The 21,851-nt window shown below is 69.3% G+C and carries 15 protein-coding genes; 5 read left to right on the top strand and 10 right to left on the bottom strand.

The annotated features are described in order from the left end of the window. Nucleotides 1–93 precede the first annotated feature (93 nt). From KA383_14200 to KA383_14180, 5 genes are all read right to left on the bottom strand, one after another. Nucleotides 94–2,388, bottom strand: coding sequence for a polysaccharide biosynthesis tyrosine autokinase (locus tag KA383_14200; GenBank protein MBP7747270.1), 2,295 nt, complete (start codon nt 2,386–2,388; stop codon nt 94–96). 43 nt (nt 2,389–2,431) lie between these two features. Next, nucleotides 2,432–7,459 carry a hypothetical protein gene (locus KA383_14195; GenBank protein MBP7747269.1) on the bottom strand — a complete coding sequence of 1,676 codons (5,028 nt, stop codon included), beginning with the start codon at nt 7,457–7,459 and terminating at the stop codon, nt 2,432–2,434. 15 nt (nt 7,460–7,474) lie between these two features. Next, the gene (locus KA383_14190) at nt 7,475–8,248 is read right to left on the bottom strand and encodes a hypothetical protein (GenBank protein ID MBP7747268.1); all 774 of its coding nucleotides are present in this window, start codon (nt 8,246–8,248) and stop codon (nt 7,475–7,477) included. A 117-nt stretch (nt 8,249–8,365) separates the two neighbouring features. Continuing rightward, nucleotides 8,366–9,310, bottom strand: coding sequence for an exosortase/archaeosortase family protein (locus KA383_14185; GenBank protein MBP7747267.1), 945 nt, complete (start codon nt 9,308–9,310; stop codon nt 8,366–8,368). 18 nt (nt 9,311–9,328) lie between these two features. Continuing rightward, nucleotides 9,329–10,891, bottom strand: a complete 1,563-nt coding sequence (locus KA383_14180) for a polysaccharide biosynthesis/export family protein (GenBank protein ID MBP7747266.1) — start codon at nt 10,889–10,891, stop codon at nt 9,329–9,331. A gap of 394 nt (nt 10,892–11,285) precedes the next feature. Between KA383_14180 and KA383_14175 the strand changes: the two genes are divergently transcribed. After that, nucleotides 11,286–11,999, top strand: coding sequence for an acetyltransferase (locus tag KA383_14175; GenBank protein MBP7747265.1), 714 nt, complete (start codon nt 11,286–11,288; stop codon nt 11,997–11,999). An 8-nt stretch (nt 12,000–12,007) separates the two neighbouring features. Here KA383_14175 and KA383_14170 read toward each other — a convergent pair whose 3' ends face one another. Next, on the bottom strand, nt 12,008–13,738 hold the full coding sequence (locus tag KA383_14170) for a GTPase domain-containing protein (GenBank protein MBP7747264.1): 1,731 nt from the start codon (nt 13,736–13,738) through the stop codon (nt 12,008–12,010). After that, the gene (locus KA383_14165; GenBank protein ID MBP7747263.1) at nt 13,735–15,651 is read right to left on the bottom strand and encodes a GTPase domain-containing protein; all 1,917 of its coding nucleotides are present in this window, start codon (nt 15,649–15,651) and stop codon (nt 13,735–13,737) included. Before KA383_14165 ends, KA383_14170 begins: the two co-directional genes overlap by 4 nt. A gap of 110 nt (nt 15,652–15,761) precedes the next feature. Between KA383_14165 and KA383_14160 the strand changes: the two genes are divergently transcribed. Genes KA383_14160 through KA383_14150 form a run of 3 tightly spaced genes read left to right on the top strand, consistent with a single transcriptional unit; the run spans nt 15,762 to nt 16,847 of the window. Beyond that, nucleotides 15,762–15,995: a zinc ribbon domain-containing protein gene (locus tag KA383_14160; protein MBP7747262.1), complete on the top strand. Its 234-nt coding sequence runs from the start codon at nt 15,762–15,764 to the stop codon at nt 15,993–15,995. Nucleotides 15,996–16,047: 52 nt separating this feature from the next. Further along, the gene (locus KA383_14155; GenBank protein ID MBP7747261.1) at nt 16,048–16,596 is read left to right on the top strand and encodes a hypothetical protein; all 549 of its coding nucleotides are present in this window, start codon (nt 16,048–16,050) and stop codon (nt 16,594–16,596) included. Next, nucleotides 16,593–16,847 (top strand): hypothetical protein, encoded by a 255-nt coding sequence (locus tag KA383_14150; GenBank protein ID MBP7747260.1) that lies wholly within the window; start codon nt 16,593–16,595, stop codon nt 16,845–16,847. The genes KA383_14155 and KA383_14150 overlap by 4 nt, the downstream gene beginning before the upstream one ends. A 35-nt stretch (nt 16,848–16,882) precedes the next feature. Here KA383_14150 and KA383_14145 read toward each other — a convergent pair whose 3' ends face one another. From KA383_14145 to ispD, 3 genes are all read right to left on the bottom strand, one after another. Next, nucleotides 16,883–17,989 carry a PAS domain-containing protein gene (locus KA383_14145; protein MBP7747259.1) on the bottom strand — a complete coding sequence of 369 codons (1,107 nt, stop codon included), beginning with the start codon at nt 17,987–17,989 and terminating at the stop codon, nt 16,883–16,885. Continuing rightward, nucleotides 17,970–18,857: a hypothetical protein gene (locus KA383_14140; GenBank protein MBP7747258.1), complete on the bottom strand. Its 888-nt coding sequence runs from the start codon at nt 18,855–18,857 to the stop codon at nt 17,970–17,972. Before KA383_14140 ends, KA383_14145 begins: the two co-directional genes overlap by 20 nt. Before the next feature lie 170 nt (nt 18,858–19,027). After that, on the bottom strand, nt 19,028–19,762 hold the full coding sequence (ispD, locus tag KA383_14135) for a 2-C-methyl-D-erythritol 4-phosphate cytidylyltransferase (GenBank protein MBP7747257.1): 735 nt from the start codon (nt 19,760–19,762) through the stop codon (nt 19,028–19,030). 222 nt (nt 19,763–19,984) lie between these two features. On the opposite strand from ispD, the gene KA383_14130 reads away from it, so the two are divergent. Next, complete coding sequence (locus KA383_14130) at nt 19,985–21,832, top strand: flagellar basal body P-ring protein FlgI (protein ID MBP7747256.1); 1,848 nt, start codon at nt 19,985–19,987, stop codon at nt 21,830–21,832. The last annotated feature ends 19 nt before the right edge of the window (nt 21,833–21,851 follow it).

Raw genomic sequence — 21,851 nt, 5'->3', positions numbered from 1 at the left:
AAGGCGGATCGTACCCGTGCGGCGGCGCGGCGCACACGGACGACCCGCACGCCGCACCACGCACCGTGAGCTCAACTGCCGCGCGCGGCGCGCCTAGGTTGCGTCGCGGTTATCCGGTCGCGCCGCGGGGCCGGCGTCGATCTCCGGCGGGCCACCCGGGAGTTCCTGCGGGATGACTTCCTCGCTGGTGTATTCGTAGAACTCGCGGTACTGCTGGCGGAAGTAGCCGCCCGGCCGCGCCTGCACGCCGTTGAGGATGGCACCGATCAGGCGGGCCCCGATGCGCTGGAACTGCTCGCGCGCCCGGCGCAGGGCGCCCTTCGAGCTGTTGGCGGCGCGGACCACCATCACGGTGGCGTCGACCTGCGTCGCGATGACGAGGGCGTCGCTGATGAGCAGGCACGGCGGGCCGTCCAGGAGGACGCGGTCATAGCGCTGCTTGGCCTCGGCGATCAGGCTGCGCATCTGCGCCGAGCCGAGGAGCTCGGCGGGGTTGGGTGGCATGGGACCGCTGGCGATGACATCGAGATTCGCCAGCTCGGTGTGGGTGATGACCTGGTCGAGTGTGCGCTGGCCGACGAGGACGTTGCTGAGGCCGTCGGCGCGCGTCTGGGGAAAGGCCGCGCGGATCCGCGGCCGCCGGAAATTGCAGTCGATGAGCAGGACGCGCTGATTGCCCTGCGCGAAGGTGACCGCCAGGTTGATCGCCGTGGCGGTCTTGCCATCCTCGGGGCGCGGGCTCGTGATCAGCAGGGCCTGCTGCGAACCCAGCGGCCCGCTGAAGGTCAGGTGGGCGCGGATCTGGCGGAAGTTCTCCGCCACGAGCGACTGCGGGGCGCGGCGCGTCGCCAGCTCGATCTCCTCCACGTCGGCCTCTTCGTCGGCGAGCTGCGGCACGCTGCCGAGCACGGAGAGGCGCCCGTAGCGCGCCACGTCGATCGGCGTCCGCACCGCCTGGTCGGTCAGTTCCCGGAGGAACGCCAGGCCCAGGCCGATGAGCACCGCGACGACCAGTCCGCCGCCCAGGTAGAGCACGAAGTTCGGCCGGCTCGGCCAGTAAGGATCGCGGACCGCAGGGCGGGCCTGCAGGCGGGCCTCACGGCTCTGGATCTCCAGCGTGTTCTTCGCCTCGCGCACGGCCGTCTCGATCTCTTCAAGCTGGCGGGACAGCCGCTCCTCATCCGAGGTCAGGTTGTTGAACGACTGGATAGCCCCGTCCAGGTCGCGCTGCGTGTTCTGTTTCTCGATGAGCTGCTCCTGGACGTCGATCATCACGCTGCGGATGCGGGCCCGCTCCTGTTCCAAGGACTCGACCTGGCGGTTGCGCAGATCGTCGGTCAATTCCTCGCGGCGGGCCGCTTCCTTCTCGAAGTAGCCTTGACGCTGCTGGCGCATCACCACCATCTGCCGGTGCTCCAGGCCCATGATGGTGGCCAGAGCTTCCATCTGGATGTCCAGCGCCTCGACCTGCTGGCGATAGTAGCGCAGCACGGGGTCGGCCTCGATGACGACGCGCATCTCCGCGGAGACCGGGAGGTTACGGGGGTCGGTGCCGTGGCGCGTCGCCAGTTGCGCTTCAACGTCCGACATGCGGGCCTTCAGCTCCGACACCGTGTTGTTCAACACGCCGATCGACTGCACCATGACCTCGCGCTCGGACTCCAGGGCGGGCATGTCACGCTGCTCGCGCAGGTTGCGGATGCGCTGGCGAATCTGCGTCAGTTCGTTCGAGACCGCAGCCTGGGTGTCCTGCAGGGACTGCATCTTGTTGCGGCTGGCGTCGATGAAGAGGTTCGTGGAGCGCGACACGTAGCGCTGCACGACCGTGTTGACGATCGTGCGGGCCTCCTGGCGGTCGCGCACCGCGATCGCGACCCGCACGAGGTAGGTGTCGCGCACCGGGGCCACGATCAACTTGTCCTGGAACTTGTACAGGCACTTGTCGAAGTTGTCACCGTACGACTGGTAGAACTTCGTGGCCCTGATCTCGGGTTGCTCGAGCACCTCCTGGAGCAGCGTGAGGTTCTTGATCTCCGCCGCGTGCGTCGCCAGGCGCAGCGCAATGTAGTCCTTCGGCAGTATCGACTCTTCGAGCACGCCGCGGAAGCCGGTCGGCGGCGGCACAAGCTCCACGTAGGCCTCGTTGGAGTAGGCCGGCCAGAAACGGTATGTGAGGACCGTGCCGATGCCCACCAGCAGGTACGCGATGCACATCGTCACGATGATCAGCAGCTTGCGCTGCTTGATGATGCGCCACACGTCCCGCGCGCTGATGCCCGCCGCCTCCTCAGCGGCGCCCACGGCGGCCGGCGCACCGGCCATCTGCGGCGCCAGCACGGGCGCCCCCGCCATCGGGACAATCTGCTGGGAACCGCCGGTTGCACTCATGGTTCACCTCGTATTCGGCCAGGGCCGCGCGCGGTCCGCCGCGCTAATTCTTCTCAAGCTCCGCTTCAAACTTCCGGACTTCTTCCGTGTCGTCCCGCTCGCGGGCCTCTTCCAGGCCCCGCCGCAGGATCTCCCGCCGGTCGGCGTCGCGCTTCGCCTGGCCATACGCCTCGGCCAGGTGGAAGTAGATCGCCGGGCCGCCACCTCCCGATTCGATCCCGTCTTGCAGCGCTGCGATCGCCGCCTCCAAGTCGTTGTTCTTGAAATACACCCAGCCGATGGTGTCCAGCATCGTGGCCGCGTTCGCGTTGCCCGCCACGAGATCCTTCAGGCGCTCGGCGTACTTTTTCGCCTCGGCCGGTGCGAAGTTCGGCGGCTCGGCCGTCACCAGCAGATACGCCAGGTTGTTCAGGGCCGTGATGTTCTCCGCATACCGCTCCAGCACCTGCCGGTAGGTCGCCACGGCCGCCGACGTGTCGCCGGACGTTTCCTGCGCCTGCGCCTGGGTGAGCAGCGCGCTGAGGTGCTCGGGCGATCCCGGCTGCACCCGGGTCAGCGCATCCGCCAGCAGCGGCAACGCGCCCGCCGGATTGCCGTTCAGGCAGAGGTACGTCGCCAGCACGATCCGCAATCGCTCGGAAATCACGGGGTCGGCGGCGTTCTGCTCGACCGCCTCCCGCAGGATCGCCTCGCTCGCTCCCGGCTGGGCCGCGTACGTGTCGCGCAGGCTGTTGGCCAGATCGCCGGCGAGCGCGATGTCCTGCTGGCCGGCGTCGCGCAGCGCGGCAAGCCATTCCTGACGCGCCTTATCGGGGTTGATGGCGACCAGCGCGCGGGCGGCCTGACTCGCCATCCGCGCCCGCGCCACCATCTGCGCCGCCGGCGGCAGCTCGTCAAAACGGAACTGCTCGTACAACTTGACGCCCTCGGCACCCCGGCCGGCCTTGGTCAGCGCCCCGATCTGCGCGATCGTGGCCCCGGCGCGCTCGCCCACCTGGACCGCGGCGGCCCGCTCCGCCGCCCGGCGATAGTAACCGGCGGCGGTGACATAGCTCTGTCGGGCGGCATCGCGGCGCTCGCGTTCGCGGGACGACTCGTTTCGGGCGGCGGCCGTTTTGGCTTCGCGCTCGGCCTTGTCACCCTGCGTCTCGTAGAGCCGGCCGAGCTCGAACGGCCACAGCGGCTCCTGCGGGTAGCGCTCCATGTACTCGCTGATCAGGCGCGCCGCGCGGTCGAACTGATCCATCGCCCCGTAGAGCAGGCGGGCAAGCTGCCCCACCACCGCCTGCTTCTGCTCGGCGCGACCGCCCTGGGCCCCCAGCGACTCGAGCAGCATGCGCAGTTGCTCGGCCGCGCGGTCATACTGCTGCGTGCGGACGTAGAGCGACGCCAGGTGCACACGGACGTCGTACTCCATCTGCGGCTTGCGCGCGACGTGCTCGGCCGCCCGGACCAGGTCCTCCTGCGCCTTGTCGTAGCGACCCTGGTCGAGCGACAGGCGCCCGCGACTGTGCAGCGCCCGCACGTCGTCCGGCGCGCGCTTCAGAATCTCGTTCAGGTCCTCCAGCGCCGCCGACCGCTTGTGGTTGCGCAGATGCACCTGCGCGCGAATGCTCAGCGCCTCCAGGTCGTCCGGGTACAGCCGCAGAAACTCCGCGATCTCGGCCTCCGCGTCGCCCAATTGTCCCGCGTTGAACAAGGTCTGCAGCAAAGTCAGCCGCACCTGCCGGGCCACGGCCGCCTGCGCCGCCTCGCCCCCGATGCGGTCCAGCAGCCAGCGGCAGGTCTCCACGACCTTGTCCAGGCGTCGCAAGCGATCGTAGAAGCGCGCCATGCCCAAGCCGACGCTCAGGTCCAGGTTGCGCCGCGTCTCCACATCCTCGGTCACCTCGCGCACCATCCGCTGCGCGACCAGGTACTCGCGCTCCGCGGCGTCGGCGTTGCCCAAGGACTCGTAGAACATGCCCACAAGCAACTGGGCGTGGACCTTCCGCGCGCCGCTGCTGGTCTCCACGACGCCCCGCAAGAGCGCCGCACCCTCGTCGGTGCGCTTGGTCAGTTGGTAGAACTCGGCCGCCTGCCGCGCCAGACCCGCCTGCACGTCCCCGCTCGCCGCGGGCACGACGGCCGCAAAGAACGCCGCGCCGCGCTCCGCCAGTTGCTGGCGGGCGGCTTCATCCGTGTCCGCGCTCTGGCGCCACGCGCGCACGTACAGCTCGGCCATGCGGAGCAGGTTCGCGGGGTCGTCCGGGCTGGCGGCCCGCCGCGCTTCGCGCGTGGCAATGGCCGCCAGCGGGTCACGTTCCTCGGCTGCTTCCTGCTCCCAGGCCTTGACCACCGGGTGATTCGGATTGAGCGCGGCCGCCTTTTGACGGGCTTCCTCGAAGCGCCGCTCGTTCTCGGCCTTCTCAGCGCCAAAACTCTTTTCCGCGAGCTGGTTGTATACATCAGCCAAAAGGCCGTAACCCTCAAAACTGCGCGGGTTGATCTCGACGGCCTTCCGCAGCGCTTCCAGGCCCTCGTCGACGCGCGGGTCCTCGCCGGGGCGCGCGGGCGTCAGATAGGCCTTGGCCAGCTTGATCTGCAGCTCGCCCGTCTTGGGCAGCACTTGTATGGCCTGCCGATATTCCCGCACCGCGAGCGCGGCATCGCCCTTGGCCAGCGCCACGTCGCCACGGTACGTCGCCCCGCCCGCGCCGTCGAAGCCCTGGCCGTCGTTGTACTGCGACAGCAGCGTCACCAGCGGCCCAAGCTGGTCGAACTGCCGCAGTTGCAGCCGCACGGCGAATTCCTCCTGGACGATCCGGACTTCGCCCGGCAACTGCTCGCGGAGCTGCACCAGGTACTCCAGGGCCTTCTCCCATTCGCCGCGCGCCCGGTAGAACTGGTAGTGGACCTGGATGCGTGGCAGACCCTCGGGCATGTCGTCGATCAGCGCCAGGCGCTTCTGGTCCAGCTCCGCCTGCTGCTGCGGCGTCAAGGCCCGGGGATCGTCCGGCTCGAGTTCAATTTTGTACGCCTGGAGCTGGCGCTGCATGCCGCCGCGGGGCGGGTCCTTGATCAACTCGTCGACGAGCTGGCGAGCTTCCGGCCGACGACCATGGTCATCAAGCAGCGTAATAAGCGACTGCAGGGCGTCGCGAACCTGCTCGTCCGTGGCCGCGTCATCGGCCAGCACCTCCCGGAGGACGCGCTCAGCTTCCGCCACGTCGCCCTGTTCGGCAGCCTGCTGGGCGCGCCACAGGCGCGCGCTCACGCCCGTATCGGACATCTTGCCCATCAAGGCCTTGGCTTCTTCAGCGCGGCCCAGGTCGGTGAGCACCTTCACGCGGACGGCGGCCAGCGCCTGGTCATCGGGATAGACGGTGCTGTAATCATTGAGCACGGCGAGGGCTTTCGGCGCTTCGCCGGTCTGCCGGAGCATCTCGGCGTGCAGCCCGACGAGCTGCGAGGACGGCACGAGGTCGGCGGCGCGGAACTGGTCCATGGCCAACTGGGCGTATTTCGCCGCCTCGCCGAACTGGTCCCGGCGGGCATAGAGCACCGCCAACTGGTCAACCGGCAGGCGATTCACGCGGACGAATCGGAGCCAGAAAGCGGCTTGGTTGGCCTTCATCACGCGTGGATCCTGCTCGGCCTTCTCATAGGCCCGTTCCAGGGCAGTGGTGGCTCCGATCAGGTCGCCCTTCCCGATCAACATCTGCCCCTGCATGTAATACGTGACCGCGTGCTCGGGCCACTTGACGCGCGCGTCCTGCAGGAGGACGTCCGCGCGCGCATAGGTGGCCGGCGTGCCGCGCCCGCTGGCGTCCAGCGTCTCCAGCGCCATCGCCAGATCGAAGGCCCGCCGCAGCATGAACAGCCGGTCTTCCTGCCGTAGCTGGGCCCGCAGGTTACGCAGCGTCAGCGTGCGTTCCCGGGCGGCTTCGTAGATCGCCAGCGTCTTGTCTAGCCGTTCGGACACCGACAGCTCCTCGCCGTTCGGGCCGAGGGCAAAACGCTTGAGCTCGGCCTGCAGCGTGTACCCGTCGAAGAGGGCCGGGTCCAGCGCGGTGGCTTCGCGAGCATGCTGCTCGATCACGTCGAGTTCGCCGCGCAGGGCCGGAATGTCGGCGGGTGTCAGGTTGGGATGCGCCAGGTCGAAGCGTTCCAGCTCGTAGCGCGCCCGGGCGAGCAGCAACTCGGGGCTGGGTTGGGTCGCATTCAGCTCCACGGCCCGTGCGATGCACGCGCCGACGCGCTCGCGCAATTCCGCCGCCTGGTTTGCCTCACCGAGCTGCGCCAGCGCGTTCGCGGCGTTCAAGACCACGTCGCGATACGCCACGACCAGCGGGACATCGCCGGGGTGCTCGGCCAGCGCGGCTTCCAGCACGGCAATGGCGTCCGCGAGGATCTTCTTGCTAATGGCCTGCCTCTCGGAGATCGGCCGGCCGGCGGTTTGGGCCGCGCTGATGTCAGCCGACATCTGGCGCTGCAGGTAGATGATATACGTCAGCACCACGCGCGGGTCCGTGGGCGCCTGCGCGAAGGCCTGCTGGGCCAGTTCATCGGCGGGCTGCTCGTTTTCCGGCCCCCCCAGTTGCCACAGCCCCTGGGCCAGGCTGGTCTTGGCCAGCAGCGACTCCTTATCCAGCTTGAGCAGTTTCTCGCTCGCGTCGCGCCAAAGTGACGGATTCAGGACGAAGCCCACGATCCCGCGAATGTGCCAATGTCCTTCGAGCTGCGCGATGATCAACGACGGATCATTCGGCACCTTGGCACTGATCTTTTCCAGCAAACCGTACCAGCTCGGCAGCTCGCCCATCTCGAACAGACAGCCGGCGGCATCGATCACGTATTGCGTGTTCGGCTTGCCGCGCTGCTCGCTGGCTTCGTAGGCGCGCAAGAAGCGGCGCCGCGCCTCGTCCAGATCGTTGGCAGCGCGGCTCGCCCGCGCGCTCTCCGCCAGCACTTCCGGATCGCGCCGCGACCCCTGGTAGACAACCAGCGTGAAGACCGCAATGATGATGATGACCCCCATCACCGTCAGGAAGGCGACCAGGTTCTTGTTCAGACGCTTTTGCTTGGCCATCGGGCCTGCCCTCGCTTATGGCCCCGCGCTGCCGGCCGGGGCCGCGTCGGGGAACTTACGCAAATCAAAATGGTCCCGCAGCAGCACCGGCAGCGCTTTGCCGAGCAGCGCAGGCAGCGCGTCGATCGCCGCCTGCTTGTCCGCCCGCGCACCGGACTGGCTGAGAAACGTGACTTCCACCTTCGAGTAGTACGCGTACCGCGCGAACGGGTTGGACAACAGCGCCCGCACACCGTTGCGCGTCGTGGCGTAGTGGCCGTTCGCGTGAAACAGGTACGCGACGGTCGCCACGTCGGGCCCCGCGCTGAGGAACCGGTCCGCGCGCCGCGCGCGGAACTCCAGCACGCGAACCGGCAGCGCGTCGTCCGGCGCCCCCACGCCCGGCACGCGCAGCGTGATCGTCGCCTCGGATTCGTGTTCATACCCCCCCGCAAGCCAGCACTCGTCCGGGACGTGCGGCACCAGGTCCGGCTTGCCGGTGTAATACGTCACGAAGAGCTGGGCGATGGCGGTCGGGTCGCCGCCGGACTTGCGCGTGTCCGTCAGGTAGACCTGCAGGTACTCGTCGGTGCCGAGGCTGTCCACCATGTCTTCCGTCATCGGCTGGCGCTGCGCCATCATCGGCTCGTTGAGCGCATACTCCGGGCCCAGTTTGCGCGCGTCGAACGCGTGCAGCGAGGTCCGCAGCGGCACCGCCTCCTTGCGGAGGAAGATGCCCAGTCGCGTGGCGGCCGTCTGCAGCCCCACCGCCGCCACGACCAGCAGCGCCAGGCAGACCCAGAACCGCACGCTCGCGGTCCGTCCGGCGGCCAGCACCACGGCCCATGTCGCAGGGACAGTCTGTTTCGCCGGCAAACTGGCCATCACTTTCGAGCAAGGCCGGCACGGTCCCGCCGCCTCCAGGCGTCAGGCGGCTTCGTCCGTGTCCGGCTCCTCCACGACCAACTGATTCAGCACCCAGCCCAGGCCGCTGAAGATCCCGAACGCCAGCAGGATCACGATCAGCCCCAGCATCATGTGGTATTGGCCGGATGCGTACTTGGGATCCACGAACACGTGCAACCAGCAGGTCACCGTCACGCGGATGAAGTTGCAGAATGTCGCGATCGGCACACAGGACAGCACGAGCACGATGCGCTGCCAGCGCGGCCGGTCCGACATGAACGCAACCGCCACGCCCAGCGCGCACAGCGTCACCGTGCTCCGCATCCCGCTGCACGCGTCGGCGACGCCGATCACGCCGGTACTCCCGCGGTAGTTGTACTCCAGATTCGAGCCGACGCGGTGCACCTCGAGCGCCACGCCCGGCAGTACGTCCAGGACGGTCGCGGCCACGGTCGCGGCCATGCGCCGCAGCGGGTCGGTCAGCGCGAAGTAGATGCGCTGCGGGATCGGGATCGCGAAGAACAGGTACATCCAGGGCAGCCAGGCGTGCCGCAGCACCGGCCACCCGCACAGCAGCACGATGATCCCGAGCAGCGTGATCATCATCGAGAGCGGCTCGGCGTACGCGAACAACAGCTTGCCGGACAGGGACCACAGGTACATGCCCAACCCGGCCAGCAGCACCACGATGCCCGACCAGGCGTAGCGCACCGGGCTGCGGCGAATCCACTGCCAGCGCTCATAGACCAGGTAGGCACTGAACAGTGGAATGAGCGGGCCGTGGTTCCAGTCCGGCTGAAACACCCAGGCATGCACCAGCGCGCCGTAGCCCGGCGGGATGAAGTCGAGCTGGTCCCAGAAGACCGCGAAGAAGGCCACCGTGATCAGCGCGCCACGGAGCTGCGCGCCGCGGTCAAAGCGGATCCGCGGCGTTTCCGACGCGAGGGCTACGGGGTTAGTCGCCATGCAGCCTGGTCCTGACCATCAGAACGACAAACCGCGCGAGGCGCGCCGCTGTTGCTCCACGATTTCCGGGTTGATCCGGTTGCTGTACGCGTCCTTGTCGGCGAAGTTGCGGTCGTACACGAACCCAAACCCGTAGGTGAACCGGAAAGAGTTCCGGATCACAAACAGGAAGGGCGCCACAATGTGCGTGCCGACGTTCAACACGTCCTCGTCGCGCAAGAAGAAGTCGTCCTCCAGTCCGGCAAAAATCGCGTCGAGATTCACGGTCCGGATCACCTGCTTGTCCGTGCCCGGCTCACGCCGGATCAGCTCGCAGCGCTGCGGCCACGCCATCGGCGAGAACCCGCCGCAGATCGCCAGGGCCTGCTTGATCGTGATATCACGCCCGCCAAACCCGTACACGCCCGGCCGGTTCACTTCCCCCATCAGGTAGAACACGCCGGTGTCCACCGGGATGTTGATCACATCGCGGTCCCGGACCACGATATTGTAGCGCGGGTTGCCCGCCTTCAGCGCCGTCAGGTCGATCGAGATCACGCGCTGCTCGAGGCCCAGGCTCGCCGTCTTGTCCCAATCGAACGGCTCATCCAGCGGCTCGTCCTCCACCGCCACGGGCGCCGCGGCGGGCCCGGGGGGCGGCTCCGGGGCAGGCGCCTTCTCCGGCTCCGCCGGCAGCACCGCCCCCGTCTGGGGGTCGAAGATCACCAGCGGCTCGAACTGCGGCTCCCGTCGCTGGCCCGTCGCGGGCTGCGCCGGCGCTTCCGTGGGGGCCAGCACTTCGACCAGCTCGTCCTTCGTGGGTTGCGTTTCGACCGCGGGCTCTTCCGGCGGGCTGCTGATCTGAGTCATGAACTGTGCCGGCCGCAGACCCTCCTCATCCGGCGGAGGAATCACCAGACCCTCGTCGACCGGACCGGTCGGCGGCGCCGTCTGGGGCTCGGGTGACGCGGCACGGCGAATCACGTACGCACGTCGCGCGGTGGCGTCGGAGTCCCCCGCCATGCCGATCGCCTCGAGCAGCCGCAGATCGGGTTCACTGATCGGATACACGCCCGACGAGCGGATCGCGCCGACAATGTGGAACAGCCGGCCACGTTTCAACTGCGTGATGACCACGACGACCGGACGCGGCAGCAGCCCGCCCTCTTTCAGGCGGGCCGTGATTTCCTGCTCGACTTCCTGCTCCGTCAGCCCGGCAACCTTGATGGACCCGAGGTCCGGAATGCGAATCTCGCCCAGGGGGCTCACTTCGACCACGGCCGCGTAGGGCTGCCCGCTCGTGAGCAAATCCTGAATCGTAATGTTGACCGCGTCACCCGGCCCGAGCCGGTAATCGGAGTACACCGCGACCAGATCATCCGGCGTCGGATCCGTGGCGTCCGCGATGCCCGGAGGCGTCTCGCGCGGGCTCAGGACGCGCCGAATCCCGCCCTCGTAGGTGTCAATCGGGAACCGACCGACCTTGGTCTGATCGAGGAAGCTGTTTGGCGGGACCAACGCACAGCCGCAAAGCGCCGCCAGTAGCAGGCCAGGTGACCAGCGCTTGTATACAGCTACTGCAAGCGTTCGCCGGTTCCGCATGGGCTACTCCTCTGCTGCTCCGAATCCGCGCTACAACCATCCGCCCTCGCCGAGGAGGGACCTGAACGTGGCGCGCACCCGCGCCTCGGACCGCACGGAGGCACGGATACCCGCAGGTCGGGCACTCTAATCCCCTGCGTAAACATCTGTCAAACGCGACACTTCGGGCGCCGCGCCCAAGCAGTACCCGCCACCGGGCTTACGGCCCGACGGGCCGTGCGGTTCGCTCCCGGGCGCGGGGCTGCGAAACTTCGCAGAAGTTATCGGCTGATCAGACGGTCCGGCTTGCGGGTTTTGCCCCCGTCCGGGCGGCGAACTTCGCGCGTCGCCTTCGCCCAACGCCATGCCGACCCGATAGATACGACAGCCACCGGACCCCGGGGCCAGGAGCAGCATGCTGACCGTCCAACGTCATCCCGGTCCGCCGAAACGTGTCCTCATCCTTGGCGCCGGCGGCCACGGCCGCGTCGTCCTGGATATCCTGCTGCAGACCGGCCGGCACCAGGTCGCCGGGTTCCTCGACAATAACCCGAACATCCGCGGCCGCCGCGTTGACGGCCTTCCGGTCCTCGGAACCATCGACGACCTGCCCCGCCTGGCCGGCGAGCTGGACATCGCCGGCGTCATCATCGCGATCGGCGACAACGGCGTACGCCGGGGCCTGGCCCGTGAAGTGGATGCCGCCGGGATCGAGCTCATCAACGCGATTCACCCGTCCGCCGCGATCGCCCGTAACGCAACCTTCGGGCGGAACGTCGTCGTCGCGGCCGGCGTGGTGGTCTGTGCGCACTGCCAGATCGGCGATTCCACGATCCTCAATACGGGCTGCATCATCGACTACCAGACGATGATCGGCGAGGGCAGTCATATCTGTCCGGGCGTGCGCATCGCCGGCCGCGTGAAGGTCGAGCCGGGCACCTTTATCGGCATCGGCGCCACGATCATCCCCAAGGTCACGCTGGGCTACGAGTCGATCATCGGCGCCGGCTCGGTCGTCATCGAAGACGTGCCAGCCCTGGCGACCGTCGTCGGCGTGCCCGCCAGGAACATCAAGCTCGCGGCGACGTCCGAGGACATTGCGGCGATGCTCCTGCCCGCCCAGGTCTGAGCCCGCGCCTATTTGCGGGAGGCGTCCGCCACCCGCGAAATCAGCCGCGCAGTTACGGGCGCGCGCACAGACGCCGAATCGCTCAGCAGTTGCCGCGCGGCAGTCAGCAGCGCCTGACCGGCGGCACGCTGGCTGGCGGCATCCTTCTCGCACGCGCGCACCGCCGCCACGATCGCCGCTCCGGCATCATCCAGCGCCGCGCGCAGGCCCGCGCGCAGCGCCCGCCCCACGGTCCTTTCCATGGAGGGCCGCAGCAACCGGTCGAGAATGAACGGCACCGCCCAGGCAATCGCCACGACCAGCAGGCTGTGCACTGCCAGCTCCACGCCACGATACGGCGCGGTGCCATGCACGGCCCGGTAGTAGCCAACGACCACCGCCCACGCTACCCAGACGAGCGCCAGCAGCGGCAGAAAGCCCATCAGGAACCCGGTAGCACGCCGTGCGAGGCGCGTCAGACCCGTGCCCGGCCGCGCCAAGGCGGTGCGCAGGCGATCGCGCAAATGCTGCGCCACCTGCGCTCCCAGGGCACCGCCCACCTCGTCCAGGCGGCGCCGCAGCGGCTCGCCACACAGTCCGGCCCGCCGGTGCGCAAGCTCCAGCGCGTCGCAGCACGCCGCGAGCTTGGCCTGCATCCAATCGTCCCAGAGCTGCCCGGCGACCCGGTCCACCTGAAGCTCCAGCGCGCCGCCCTCGGACGCACCGGCCGCGGCTGTGCCGCGCGCCGCCGTCAGCCCGCGGCGCAGCTCGACCAGCAACCCGCCCTCAGACGCGGCGAAACGCGCCGCCAGCGCGCGAATCGACCATTCGGCGCCTTCGCTGATCGTCAGCGCGTCGATGTCCCAGCGTTGGCCGGCGGCGGCGATCAGCGCGGCCCAGGCGGCCTCGTCGCCCAAGCGGCGCAGCGCCGCCTCCAGCGCCGCGGCCAGCTCCCGCCCCCGCGCCCGGTGTCCGAGGCGCGTCAGCTCGCGGACTCCATGCGCCTTGAGCAGCGCAGCCAGCGTGAGTGCAAGCTGGTCAAACTCATCCGGCGACGGCAACGCGCGGCCGGGCCGGCAGCAGGTGCGCAGCAGCAGCGGCTGCTCGAACCCAGCCTCGTTGAGCATGCGCGCGAAGTCGGCCGCCTGCTGCGGATCGCCCTCGTCCCAGCGATTCAGCACGAAGAGCCAGCCGTGCTTGTGGCCGCGCTGCTGCAGCACGCGCCAGCCCACGTCGTCCCGATAGCGCTCCGGGCTCACGACGTAGCAGACCAGGTCCACGTGCGGCAACCAGGCCAGCGCCGCGCGCCGGTTCTCCTCGGCTGTACTGTCGATGTCGGGCGCGTCGAGCCAGAGCACCCCGCGCTGCGCGTCCGCACTGTGCCGGCGCACCTGCACCGTGTCGGTCGGCAGGTCAGGCGGCAACTCGGCCAGAGCCACCGACTCATGGACATAGACGGTGGCTTCGTGCGACGTTGGCCGCTCCACGCCGGTGCGCGCAATCGCCGCGCCGGCCAGCCGGTTGAGCAGGCTGCTCTTGCCGACGCCCGTGCCGCCGAAGAACGCCACGACGAGCGGCCGCGCCTGCTGGTCGCAGAAGAGGTCCGCCGGCGTGGCCGCCTCGACCGCCGCGAAGCGCGCCAGGTCCGCCTCGTCGAGGAAGCCCGCGGCGCTGGCCTGCGTTGCCCATTGCCGCGCGCGTTGCAGCAGCGCCGTGAAGTCCGCGGGCCCAACGCTCGTCGTGACAGTCCGCGCGTTCATGGCGGCCCTCCGGCACGTGATCCGCCCGCGCCGCGCTCCCACGTCCGCAGCGCCGCGGTCGCGGCCTCGATCTCCGCCGCCGGGACGTTGAAGAGTTCGGCTGGGTCCAGATCATTCACAAGACCGCTCAAGGTGCACACCAGTGTGCCGGCGACGAAGCCATCCGCCACCGCCGCGCGTTGCCGCGCCTTGAGCTGGCGCGCTTCGCGCCCCAGCTCCAGCCCGGTCACGCCCTCCATTAACAGCGACGTGAGCGCGAATGTGGCCGGTGCCCAGACCGCGTCCAGCGGCGTTAGTCCGCCGGTCTTCATGGCCAGCACCAGACCTCCCACATCGAGCGTCGCCCGCGCAGTCCGCAGCGCGGCCAGCCGGGCCGGGCTCTTCTGCAGCTCGGCATACAGACGATTCGCCGCCGCGCGCACTTCGCCCGTCACATTCTCGTGGTGTGCCCGGATCGCCGCCTCGAAACCGGCCCGCAGCGCCGACTCATCCTGCTCCAGCTTGCGCTCCAGCGCCTGCCACACGGCACAGCCCGGCGTACCCGGCCCGCAGCGCCGCGCCACATCACGCCGCAGCCCTGTCAGCAGGCCATCCAGCGTATCCAGCAGCACGGCCACTTCGGCCCCCAGGCTGTGCAGCGTCCCGGCCCGCGGCCGGCGATCCGCAAACCACGCGCGCCCCGCGGACAGGATCTGCCGCGCCGGCCACGTCACCGCCTGCCGCACACGCGCCATCACGCCACCGACACGCGGCAGCTCCAGCAGCCCAAGGAGCTCGACGGTCGCCCGCCGAAAGCTGTCATACCGCTCCGGATGCTCCAGGTAATCGCGCGTGTACGCCGCCAGGAACCCGTCCCCCGCGGCCGCCACCATGCGCCGCCATTCAGCCCGGGCCGCCTCCTCGGCGTGGATCGGTCCGAGCCACCCATCCCAGTGCTTCCGCAGCAGCGTCCGCACGCCCCGGGCGCCGCGTGCGGCGTCGCCCCGCGGCAGCGCCGCCAAGAGCCGACCGATGGCACCATGCAGCGGGGGTACTGCGGCCCGGGCCGCCGCCCCATCCCCGCCCGACAGCGCGGGATCGTACGGCACCGTGATCACCGGCACATCGCCCCACGCGCGCCCGCGCTCGCGCAGCCGCTCCTGCAAGGACTGCAGCAGGGTCACCTCCGCATCCGGCGTCGACTTGTTGAGCACAATGACCAACGGCCGGCCCAGCGGCGTGAGCAGTTCCAGCAGCCGCCAGACCGACAGGTCGGAGTATTTCTCCCGGCTGAGCACCAGCACGTACAGGTCCGCCAGCGCGGCGCATTCCAGCACGCCGCGCGCGTACTGCCGCGCCGCCAATGAATCGAAGTCCGGCGTATCCCAGATCACGCACGGGGGCAACACCATCGGCGTGTCGAACAGCAAGCCGGACGCGGAAACGGCCGGTGGGTCGACCAGGCTCACGGAATAGGTTTCGAGGTCATCGCGGGTCAGTTCCGCGGGGGCGACCCGCCGCCAGCCGGTGAACAGGTGTGCAAGCCAGTCGGTCGCCTGGCCCGCGGCCCCGATCCAGAAACCCTGCGGGTGCACGGTGAAGCCGGCCAGGGGGCTCACCTCCGCCAGCGGCCTGCCCAGCAACAGGTTCACAACCGTGCTCTTCCCCGTCTGCGTCGGCCCGAGCACGACGAGCTGTGGGGGATGTGCGACCGCCGCCAGTTCGACGTAGCCGACGGCCGCCTCGGCCAGCAGCAGTGTCATCAGCCGGTCGTCGGGCGCGGCGGTTTCGGCCCCGGCCGCCGCCGGCGCGCGCTGGCGTTGATATCCCAGGCGCAAGCGGCCGAGGAAGCGACGCAGCAGCGCGGGCGCGGCCTCCGCATCCGGGGGCGCTGCCTGCGTTCCAGGCCGGGGCTCGCGCTCGGCGTCCATCATGGGTCGTATTCTGCCCCAGCCGGCGACAATTCGACAGGGGCCACCGACGTTGCGGGCGCCTCGCGGGCCTCCTATACTGCCCCGGCGAGTATGTGACGGGAGCCGACGACGTGCCGATGTACGAGTACAAGTGTCCGGCGTGCGGGACGACATTCGAGGAGCTGGTGCCCTCGGAGGCCGCCGGGCGCAAGGTCGCCTGCCCGAAGTGCGGCCAACGGAACGTGGAGCGGCAGCTCAGCGTGTTCTCCGCGCACGCCGCCCCGACGAAATGTGCGGCCGGGCTGCCCGCGGGCGGCTGCGGCCACTGCTGTGGCAGCGACGGTGGCTGCCCGATGGCGGAGTGAGCCCCGCGCGGCGCGGTGCGCCGTGCAATCGAGACCACGAAAGGCCGGCGCATTGCCACCGCAGAAGCCTGACACGACGACGAAATCGATCCTGGTCGGCCTGCTGAGCTGGATCATCCCCGGGGCCGGCCATTTCGTGCTGGGTCACCGCGGGCTTGGGATCGTCTGCTTCATCGCCGTTACTTTTCCGTACCTGACCGGGCTGGCTTTCGGCGGCATCATGCCCTCGGTCAATGTGGTCACCAATCGGTGGCTCTTTCTCGCCGAGCTGTGCGTCGGCGGCTACACGCTGCCGTCGCTCGCCGTCAGTCACACCATCGAGGGCCGCGTCCTCGGCGAGCTGGGCCTGAGTCGCGTGCCCAATCAACAAAGTCCGGACGACCATGAGCGCAAGCAGTATGAATCTTATCTGCGCACGGCGACGCGCATGGGGTACATGTCGTACTTCCCGGAGTCGGATGTCGCCCAGATCTACCTCGCGACCGCCGGCCTGCTGAACATTCTCGTCATCCTGGACGCGATCTCGCGGGCCCAGACTGGCGGGCTGCCGACGTTTCAGCGTGAAATGACCCCGACCCCCGAAGCGGAGCCCGGGCCATGACGCTGGCGGATCTGACCAACTTGCTGGGTTGGCTCTTCGTCAACCCGATCAATCTGCCGTCCGGGGCGCGGCTGTGGATGATGCTGCCGCTCGTGGCGTGCGTCGCCCTGGTCTACCGCGCCACGCGCGCCCGCCACGCCGGCGAGCTGCCGCGCGCCACCGTCTTCACGTTCATCAACATCGTCGTCGGCATGAGCCTGATCGCGCTGGGCTTCTACCTCCTGCACACGCTGGTGCGGCATTTTCTGTAGACGCCCCCGCGATCCCGACGAGTCAACCGGCGGCGCTACCCTTCCCGGCGAATCGGCAGCACGATGTCGAACCGCGCGCCGCCGCCGGGGATGTTGGATGCGCTGATTGTCCCGTGCATTTCCCCGACCAAGCCGTGCACAACCGCGAGTCCCATCCCGGCGTTGCGCCCCGTGCCCGCCCCGAGCTCGCCCTTGGTCGTGAAGAACGGCTCGAAGACTCGCTCCATATGCCGCGGATCGATCCCCGGCCCCGTGTCCGCCAGGCTCAGCGAGACGCTGTTGTCATCGCGCCGGGCCAGCGTCACTGTCAGCGTGCCCCCGCTCGGCATTGCCTCGACCGCGTTCTCGACGATGTTGTTCAGGATGAGCAGCACCTGGTCGCGCCGCACCGTCACGGTCGGAATCACCTGCCAGTCGACCACCAGCTTGATGTGCAACCGCCCGAGCCGCTCCTCGTTCTCGTCGCAGTAGAACAGCACCGCCTCGGTGAGATCGGCGAGATCACCCTCGCGATGATCCGCCTGCGCAAACGCCAGCAGTTGCCGCGTGATGTGCGCCGCCCGCGACACGGCGTCCGCGGTGCGCTGCAACGCGCGCCGCATCGCCGACGTCGTGTTCATGTTGATGGCGTATTCGACGCTGGTCGCGATGCAGCACAGCAGGTTGTTGTAATGATGAGCCACCCCCCGTGACAGCGAGCCGAGCGACGCCAGGCGCTCGCGCTCCTTCAATGTCCGGCGCAGGCGCACGCGCTCCGTGATGTCCCGGAACCACAGCGACACGCCGCGCAGCGTGCCGTCCGCCTCCAGCACCGGTGTAAACCACACCGCGTATTCGAGCGGGTCCGCCTCCGAGCCGCCCAGATGCGTCCGCAGCTCGATGGCTTCCAGCGTGTTCTGCACGGTCTCCAGCATCTGTTCGACCGCGGCGCGATCCGCCTCTGGAAACAGCGCGCTCACCGGTCCCCCCAGCGGCCGCCCGCCGCAACGGAACAGCTTCATCGCCGCCGCATTGCCGGCTACGACCTCGCCATCGGCGCGGCAGGCGATGATCGCGAAACCGGCGCTGAGGAACATGCTCTCCAGGTAGGCCGGGTCGAGCCGTCCCACGGGCGCTGCCGGGCTAGTTGCGGTAGGCGACATGGTTCATATCCGCGCGCAGAAACACGTACGAGTCGTAGTGCTCCCCGTCCTCGACCCCCGACAGAAACACGCCCCCGAGCAGTCCGTACAGCTCCGCCTGCTCCCCGGGCGCCACCAGCAGGAATTCGCCCGGCGCCAGGTCGGCCGCGATCGCCGCCGCCCCAAACGCCCGGCCGTTGTACTCCGGGGCCGGCAGCAGGCCGGACTCGCTCCGCACCCAGCGCCAGCCATCCAGGCGCTGCCGCACCTCCGGCACGATCAGCAGCCGCACGCGTTCCGGGTGCGCGCGATCCAGGCCGTAGCTCACGCGCAGCACGTTGCGGCTCTGCGGCCAGGTCTCACCGGTCAACACCCCGTCCTCCGCGACGAAGAACAGCGTCTGCTCGCGCGGCTGCGTGTCCAGCTCCAACGCCACCGGATAGTCGGGCGGCACGCGCATCGGGTCGAGCGCCAGGGAATGCACGCCTTCTACCGCGTCCAGCGTGGCCTTCACCGCGTCCCACCAGTGCGTGTGACCAACACCCGCGCGGATCCCGTTCTGCCGCAATCGTAGCGCCGACTGCGCGTCGAGCACGTCCTCACGCAGGTGGTTCCAGATCGGCTCGGCCTGCGCGCGCTGGCCGGACGGCACCTGCACGCGCAGCACCGTCAGCACCACATCCAGCCGCACGCGTTCCGCGCTCGTCGCCCCCACACCGCGCGCCGCGGGAACCAGGTCCACGGGCGCGTTCGCCCCCGGGGCCGGCCCGTCCAACACCAGCGGCGGAGGGGCCGGCGCCGCGGCCGGCGCCGGCTTGGGGTCCCAGAGCTTCAGCTCCGGCCAGTCACAACCGACCGCGATCAGCACTACGCCACTCAGCAGGGACATCGCCCCCCACACCCGTCCGGTGTTTCGCATTTGCGGCCGGCAATGTGGCGTCATGTCGCCTGCCAGACTCCATTACCGCGACTCACGCCGGCGGCGCAACAAAAGCACCGGCGGCCAGCCGCCCCAACCAAACGTTAGGCCAATATAAGTTTAGCGTTTTTGTCCGACCATTACCACTGGGCTTCGCCAAACGCCCCCAGGGCCGGCCCCTTGGCCTTGCGCCCCATTTCCTTGACGAGCACCGCCGCCAGCGACAGATCACCCGGCTGCGTGATTTTCAGGTTCCGGCGGTCCGTCGGGACAATCGTGACGCCGTGCCCGAGCCGCTCCACGGCCTCCGCGTCGTCCGTGGGATGGAAATCGGGCGGCAGATCGGCATACGCCTTTTCCAGCAGATCCCGGCGGAACACCTGCGGCGTCTGGGCCTCGTACAGACCCGTGCGCGGCACCGTCGCGTCAACGACGCCGGATTCGGCCACCCGCTTGATGGTCCCGGTCAGCGGGGCTGCGAGGATGGCCGCCCCGCTCTTGCCAGCTTCCGCGAAGACCTGATCGATCCACGCCTCCAGGACGCAGGGCCGGACGGCGTCATGGACGCAGATCAGCTCGGCGGCCGGATCCACCGCCGCGAGCGCTGCCCGCACCGACTCGTAGCGCTCGGCGCCGCCTTTCACGAGCTTGATCCCCATGATCATGATGTTGGCGGCGTACTTCTCCCTCACGACGTCGTAGTCCTCGGGCGCGACGGTGAGGATGTTTTGACACACGTCGTCGCGGTTGATGAACAGCTCGAGCGCCCGGATGAATATTGGCCGGTTGTCGAGCAGGGCAAACGGCTTCTTCACCTGCCCGCCGAACCGCTGCCCCGCCCCCGCCGCCGGTATGATCACTGCCACCTTTGCCATGTCTCGCTCCCTGTGCGCGCCTGAGGCCGTCGCCGCCACGGCCGTACGATGGGGACTGCGGCCCGCAAGGTCAAGCCGCCCGGCGATGTGCCTGGGCCGCGTGGACGCTATACTACCGCCGGGGCGTGGCGATGGACCTCTGTGCAGGCGGTCCCGCGCGACGCCGTGCGGCCGGAGCCGAGGTCCGGCCATGCGGCCGGCGTGGGACGGCCAGCAGTCCCGATGAAGGAATTCGCAATGCGTGAGCGCGAGTTGGTCGAGCACCCGATGCGACGGCGTGGGCCGGGGGCCGCGTGGTGGCTGTGGGCGCTGGTGCTGCTGGCGGGCTGCGAGGGGTTTGGTTCGCGCGCGTTGCCGCCCGAGCCGGCCCCGGCCCCCAAAACGGCCGTCGGTGAAGACGCGCTGCGAACCGGCATGATCGGGGCCGAAACCGTGGTGGCCAGCGTCGACGCACAACCGCTGCGGGGTTTCGGGCTCGTGGTCGGCCTGAACGGGCGCGGCAGCCGCGATTGCCCGTCCGTGATCCGCGACTATCTCGTCGATCTGCTGTCGAAGGAGCTGGGGCCGTCGGGCCAGGGAGCCCGCAAGCAGCGCCCCTCCGCCAGCGAGATGATCGACTCGCTCGACACGGCGGTGGTGGAGGTCACCGGACGCGTGCCGATCGGGGCGCGCCAGGGGGCGCGTTTCGATCTCGAAGTGCGGGCCTTGCCGGGCACTTCGACCGAGTCCCTGGAGGGCGGGATGCTGCTGCCGACGGCGATGCGCTTCTTCGATCGCGCGGCAAGCGGCCAGGGTCTCGTGGCCGGCATGATCCTCGCCGACGGCGCCGGGCCGGTGTTCGTCAATCCCCTGCCCGACGCGGTCGACCCGACGCCGGACCCGCGGCATGGCTACGTGCTCGGCGGCGGCCGTTCGCGCGAGGAACGTCCGATCCGCCTGATGCTGCTGCGCCCGAATTACCAGCTTGCGCAGACGATTCAGCGGCGCGTGAACGAGGCTTTCGGGCACCGGCCCGCGGCGGCGCAGGCCATCAGCGCCGGCTACCTCGAGCTGCACACGCCACCCGCGCTGGCGCGCGACCCCAGCCGCTTTCGTGAACTGGTGGCCCACCTCTACCTCGACAATCAGCCGGCGCTGACGGCGAAGCGACTCGCCGATCTAAACGCCGCCGCCCTCGCCGGCGCGGACCTCGAGCGCGTCACGGCCGCCTGGGAGGGTCTGGGACGCACGATCGTCGCCGATCTGCAGCCGCTGTACACGCACCAGAACGCGGCGTTGCGCTTCGCCGCCGCGCGCACCGGCCTGCGGCTCGGCGATCTCGGCGCGCTGCCGGTACTCGCCGCGCTCGCGGCGCCCGGGGGGGCGGAGCTGCGTTTGCCGGCCATCCGCGCGCTTGGGGACTGCAACTCGCCGCAAGTGGGCGCGCATCTCGCGCCCCTGCTCAACGACGCGGACGAAGGCATCCGGATCGCCGCGTACGAGGCCCTGCTGCAGCGCGGCCATCCCAGCATTCAGTCCGTCACGTTCCGCCACATCCTCGACCAGGACCAGATCAACTTCATCCTGGACGTCGTGGATTCCACGGGTGCGCCGCTGATCTACGTCCGACGCACGCGGCTGCCCCGCATCGCGGTCTTCGGCAGCCGGGCCCCGGTCACGCCGCCCGTGTTCTACGTGCCTGCGGACGAATCCGTCACGATCCACACCGTGGATGGGGCGGATGATCTGCGGGTCTTCGCGAAGCGGCGGGGCCGGATGTCCGAACAGATCGTGCTGCCCCCGCGCGTGGTCGATCTCATCACGTCGCTCGCCGATCTGCCGGTGCGCGACGACGCGAACCGGCTGCGGGGTCTCGGCCTGCACTACTCGGGCGTCGTGCGGATCCTCGCGGCGCTCAACGCGGACCAGGCCATCTCCGCGCCGGTCATTATGGAGCAGTTCGGCGGGGCCCCGGCCCCCGAGGTCACCCCCGAGCGGCCCGAGGGCGAACGCCCAATTGGCGAGACCGTGCAGAACGTGCGTCCGGCGAATGAGCCCGCCGCAAGCGAGCGCGCGGAGAGCGAGCCGTGACCCGGACGCCGCGCCAACG

This window comes from Phycisphaerae bacterium (assembly GCA_017999985.1).
Classification (GTDB): domain Bacteria; phylum Planctomycetota; class Phycisphaerae; order UBA1845; family Fen-1342; genus JAGNKU01.
Note: the sequence above shows the minus strand (reverse complement) of the source record. Positions and strands in the feature narration are given on the sequence as shown.

Coding starts and splice junctions, on each gene's coding strand:
- KA383_14200 (MBP7747270.1), bottom strand. CDS start 2,388: ATGAGTGCAACCGGCGGTTCCCAGCAGATTGTCCCGATGGCGGGGGCG.
- KA383_14195 (MBP7747269.1), bottom strand. CDS start 7,459: ATGGCCAAGCAAAAGCGTCTGAACAAGAACCTGGTCGCCTTCCTGACG.
- KA383_14185 (MBP7747267.1), bottom strand. CDS start 9,310: ATGGCGACTAACCCCGTAGCCCTCGCGTCGGAAACGCCGCGGATCCGC.
- KA383_14180 (MBP7747266.1), bottom strand. CDS start 10,891: ATGCGGAACCGGCGAACGCTTGCAGTAGCTGTATACAAGCGCTGGTCA.
- KA383_14175 (MBP7747265.1), top strand. CDS start 11,286: ATGCTGACCGTCCAACGTCATCCCGGTCCGCCGAAACGTGTCCTCATC.
- KA383_14170 (MBP7747264.1), bottom strand. CDS start 13,738: ATGAACGCGCGGACTGTCACGACGAGCGTTGGGCCCGCGGACTTCACG.
- KA383_14165 (MBP7747263.1), bottom strand. CDS start 15,651: ATGATGGACGCCGAGCGCGAGCCCCGGCCTGGAACGCAGGCAGCGCCC.
- KA383_14150 (MBP7747260.1), top strand. CDS start 16,593: ATGACGCTGGCGGATCTGACCAACTTGCTGGGTTGGCTCTTCGTCAAC.
- KA383_14145 (MBP7747259.1), bottom strand. CDS start 17,989: ATGTCGCCTACCGCAACTAGCCCGGCAGCGCCCGTGGGACGGCTCGAC.
- KA383_14140 (MBP7747258.1), bottom strand. CDS start 18,857: ATGTCCCTGCTGAGTGGCGTAGTGCTGATCGCGGTCGGTTGTGACTGG.
- ispD (MBP7747257.1), bottom strand. CDS start 19,762: ATGGCAAAGGTGGCAGTGATCATACCGGCGGCGGGGGCGGGGCAGCGG.
- KA383_14130 (MBP7747256.1), top strand. CDS start 19,985: ATGAAGGAATTCGCAATGCGTGAGCGCGAGTTGGTCGAGCACCCGATG.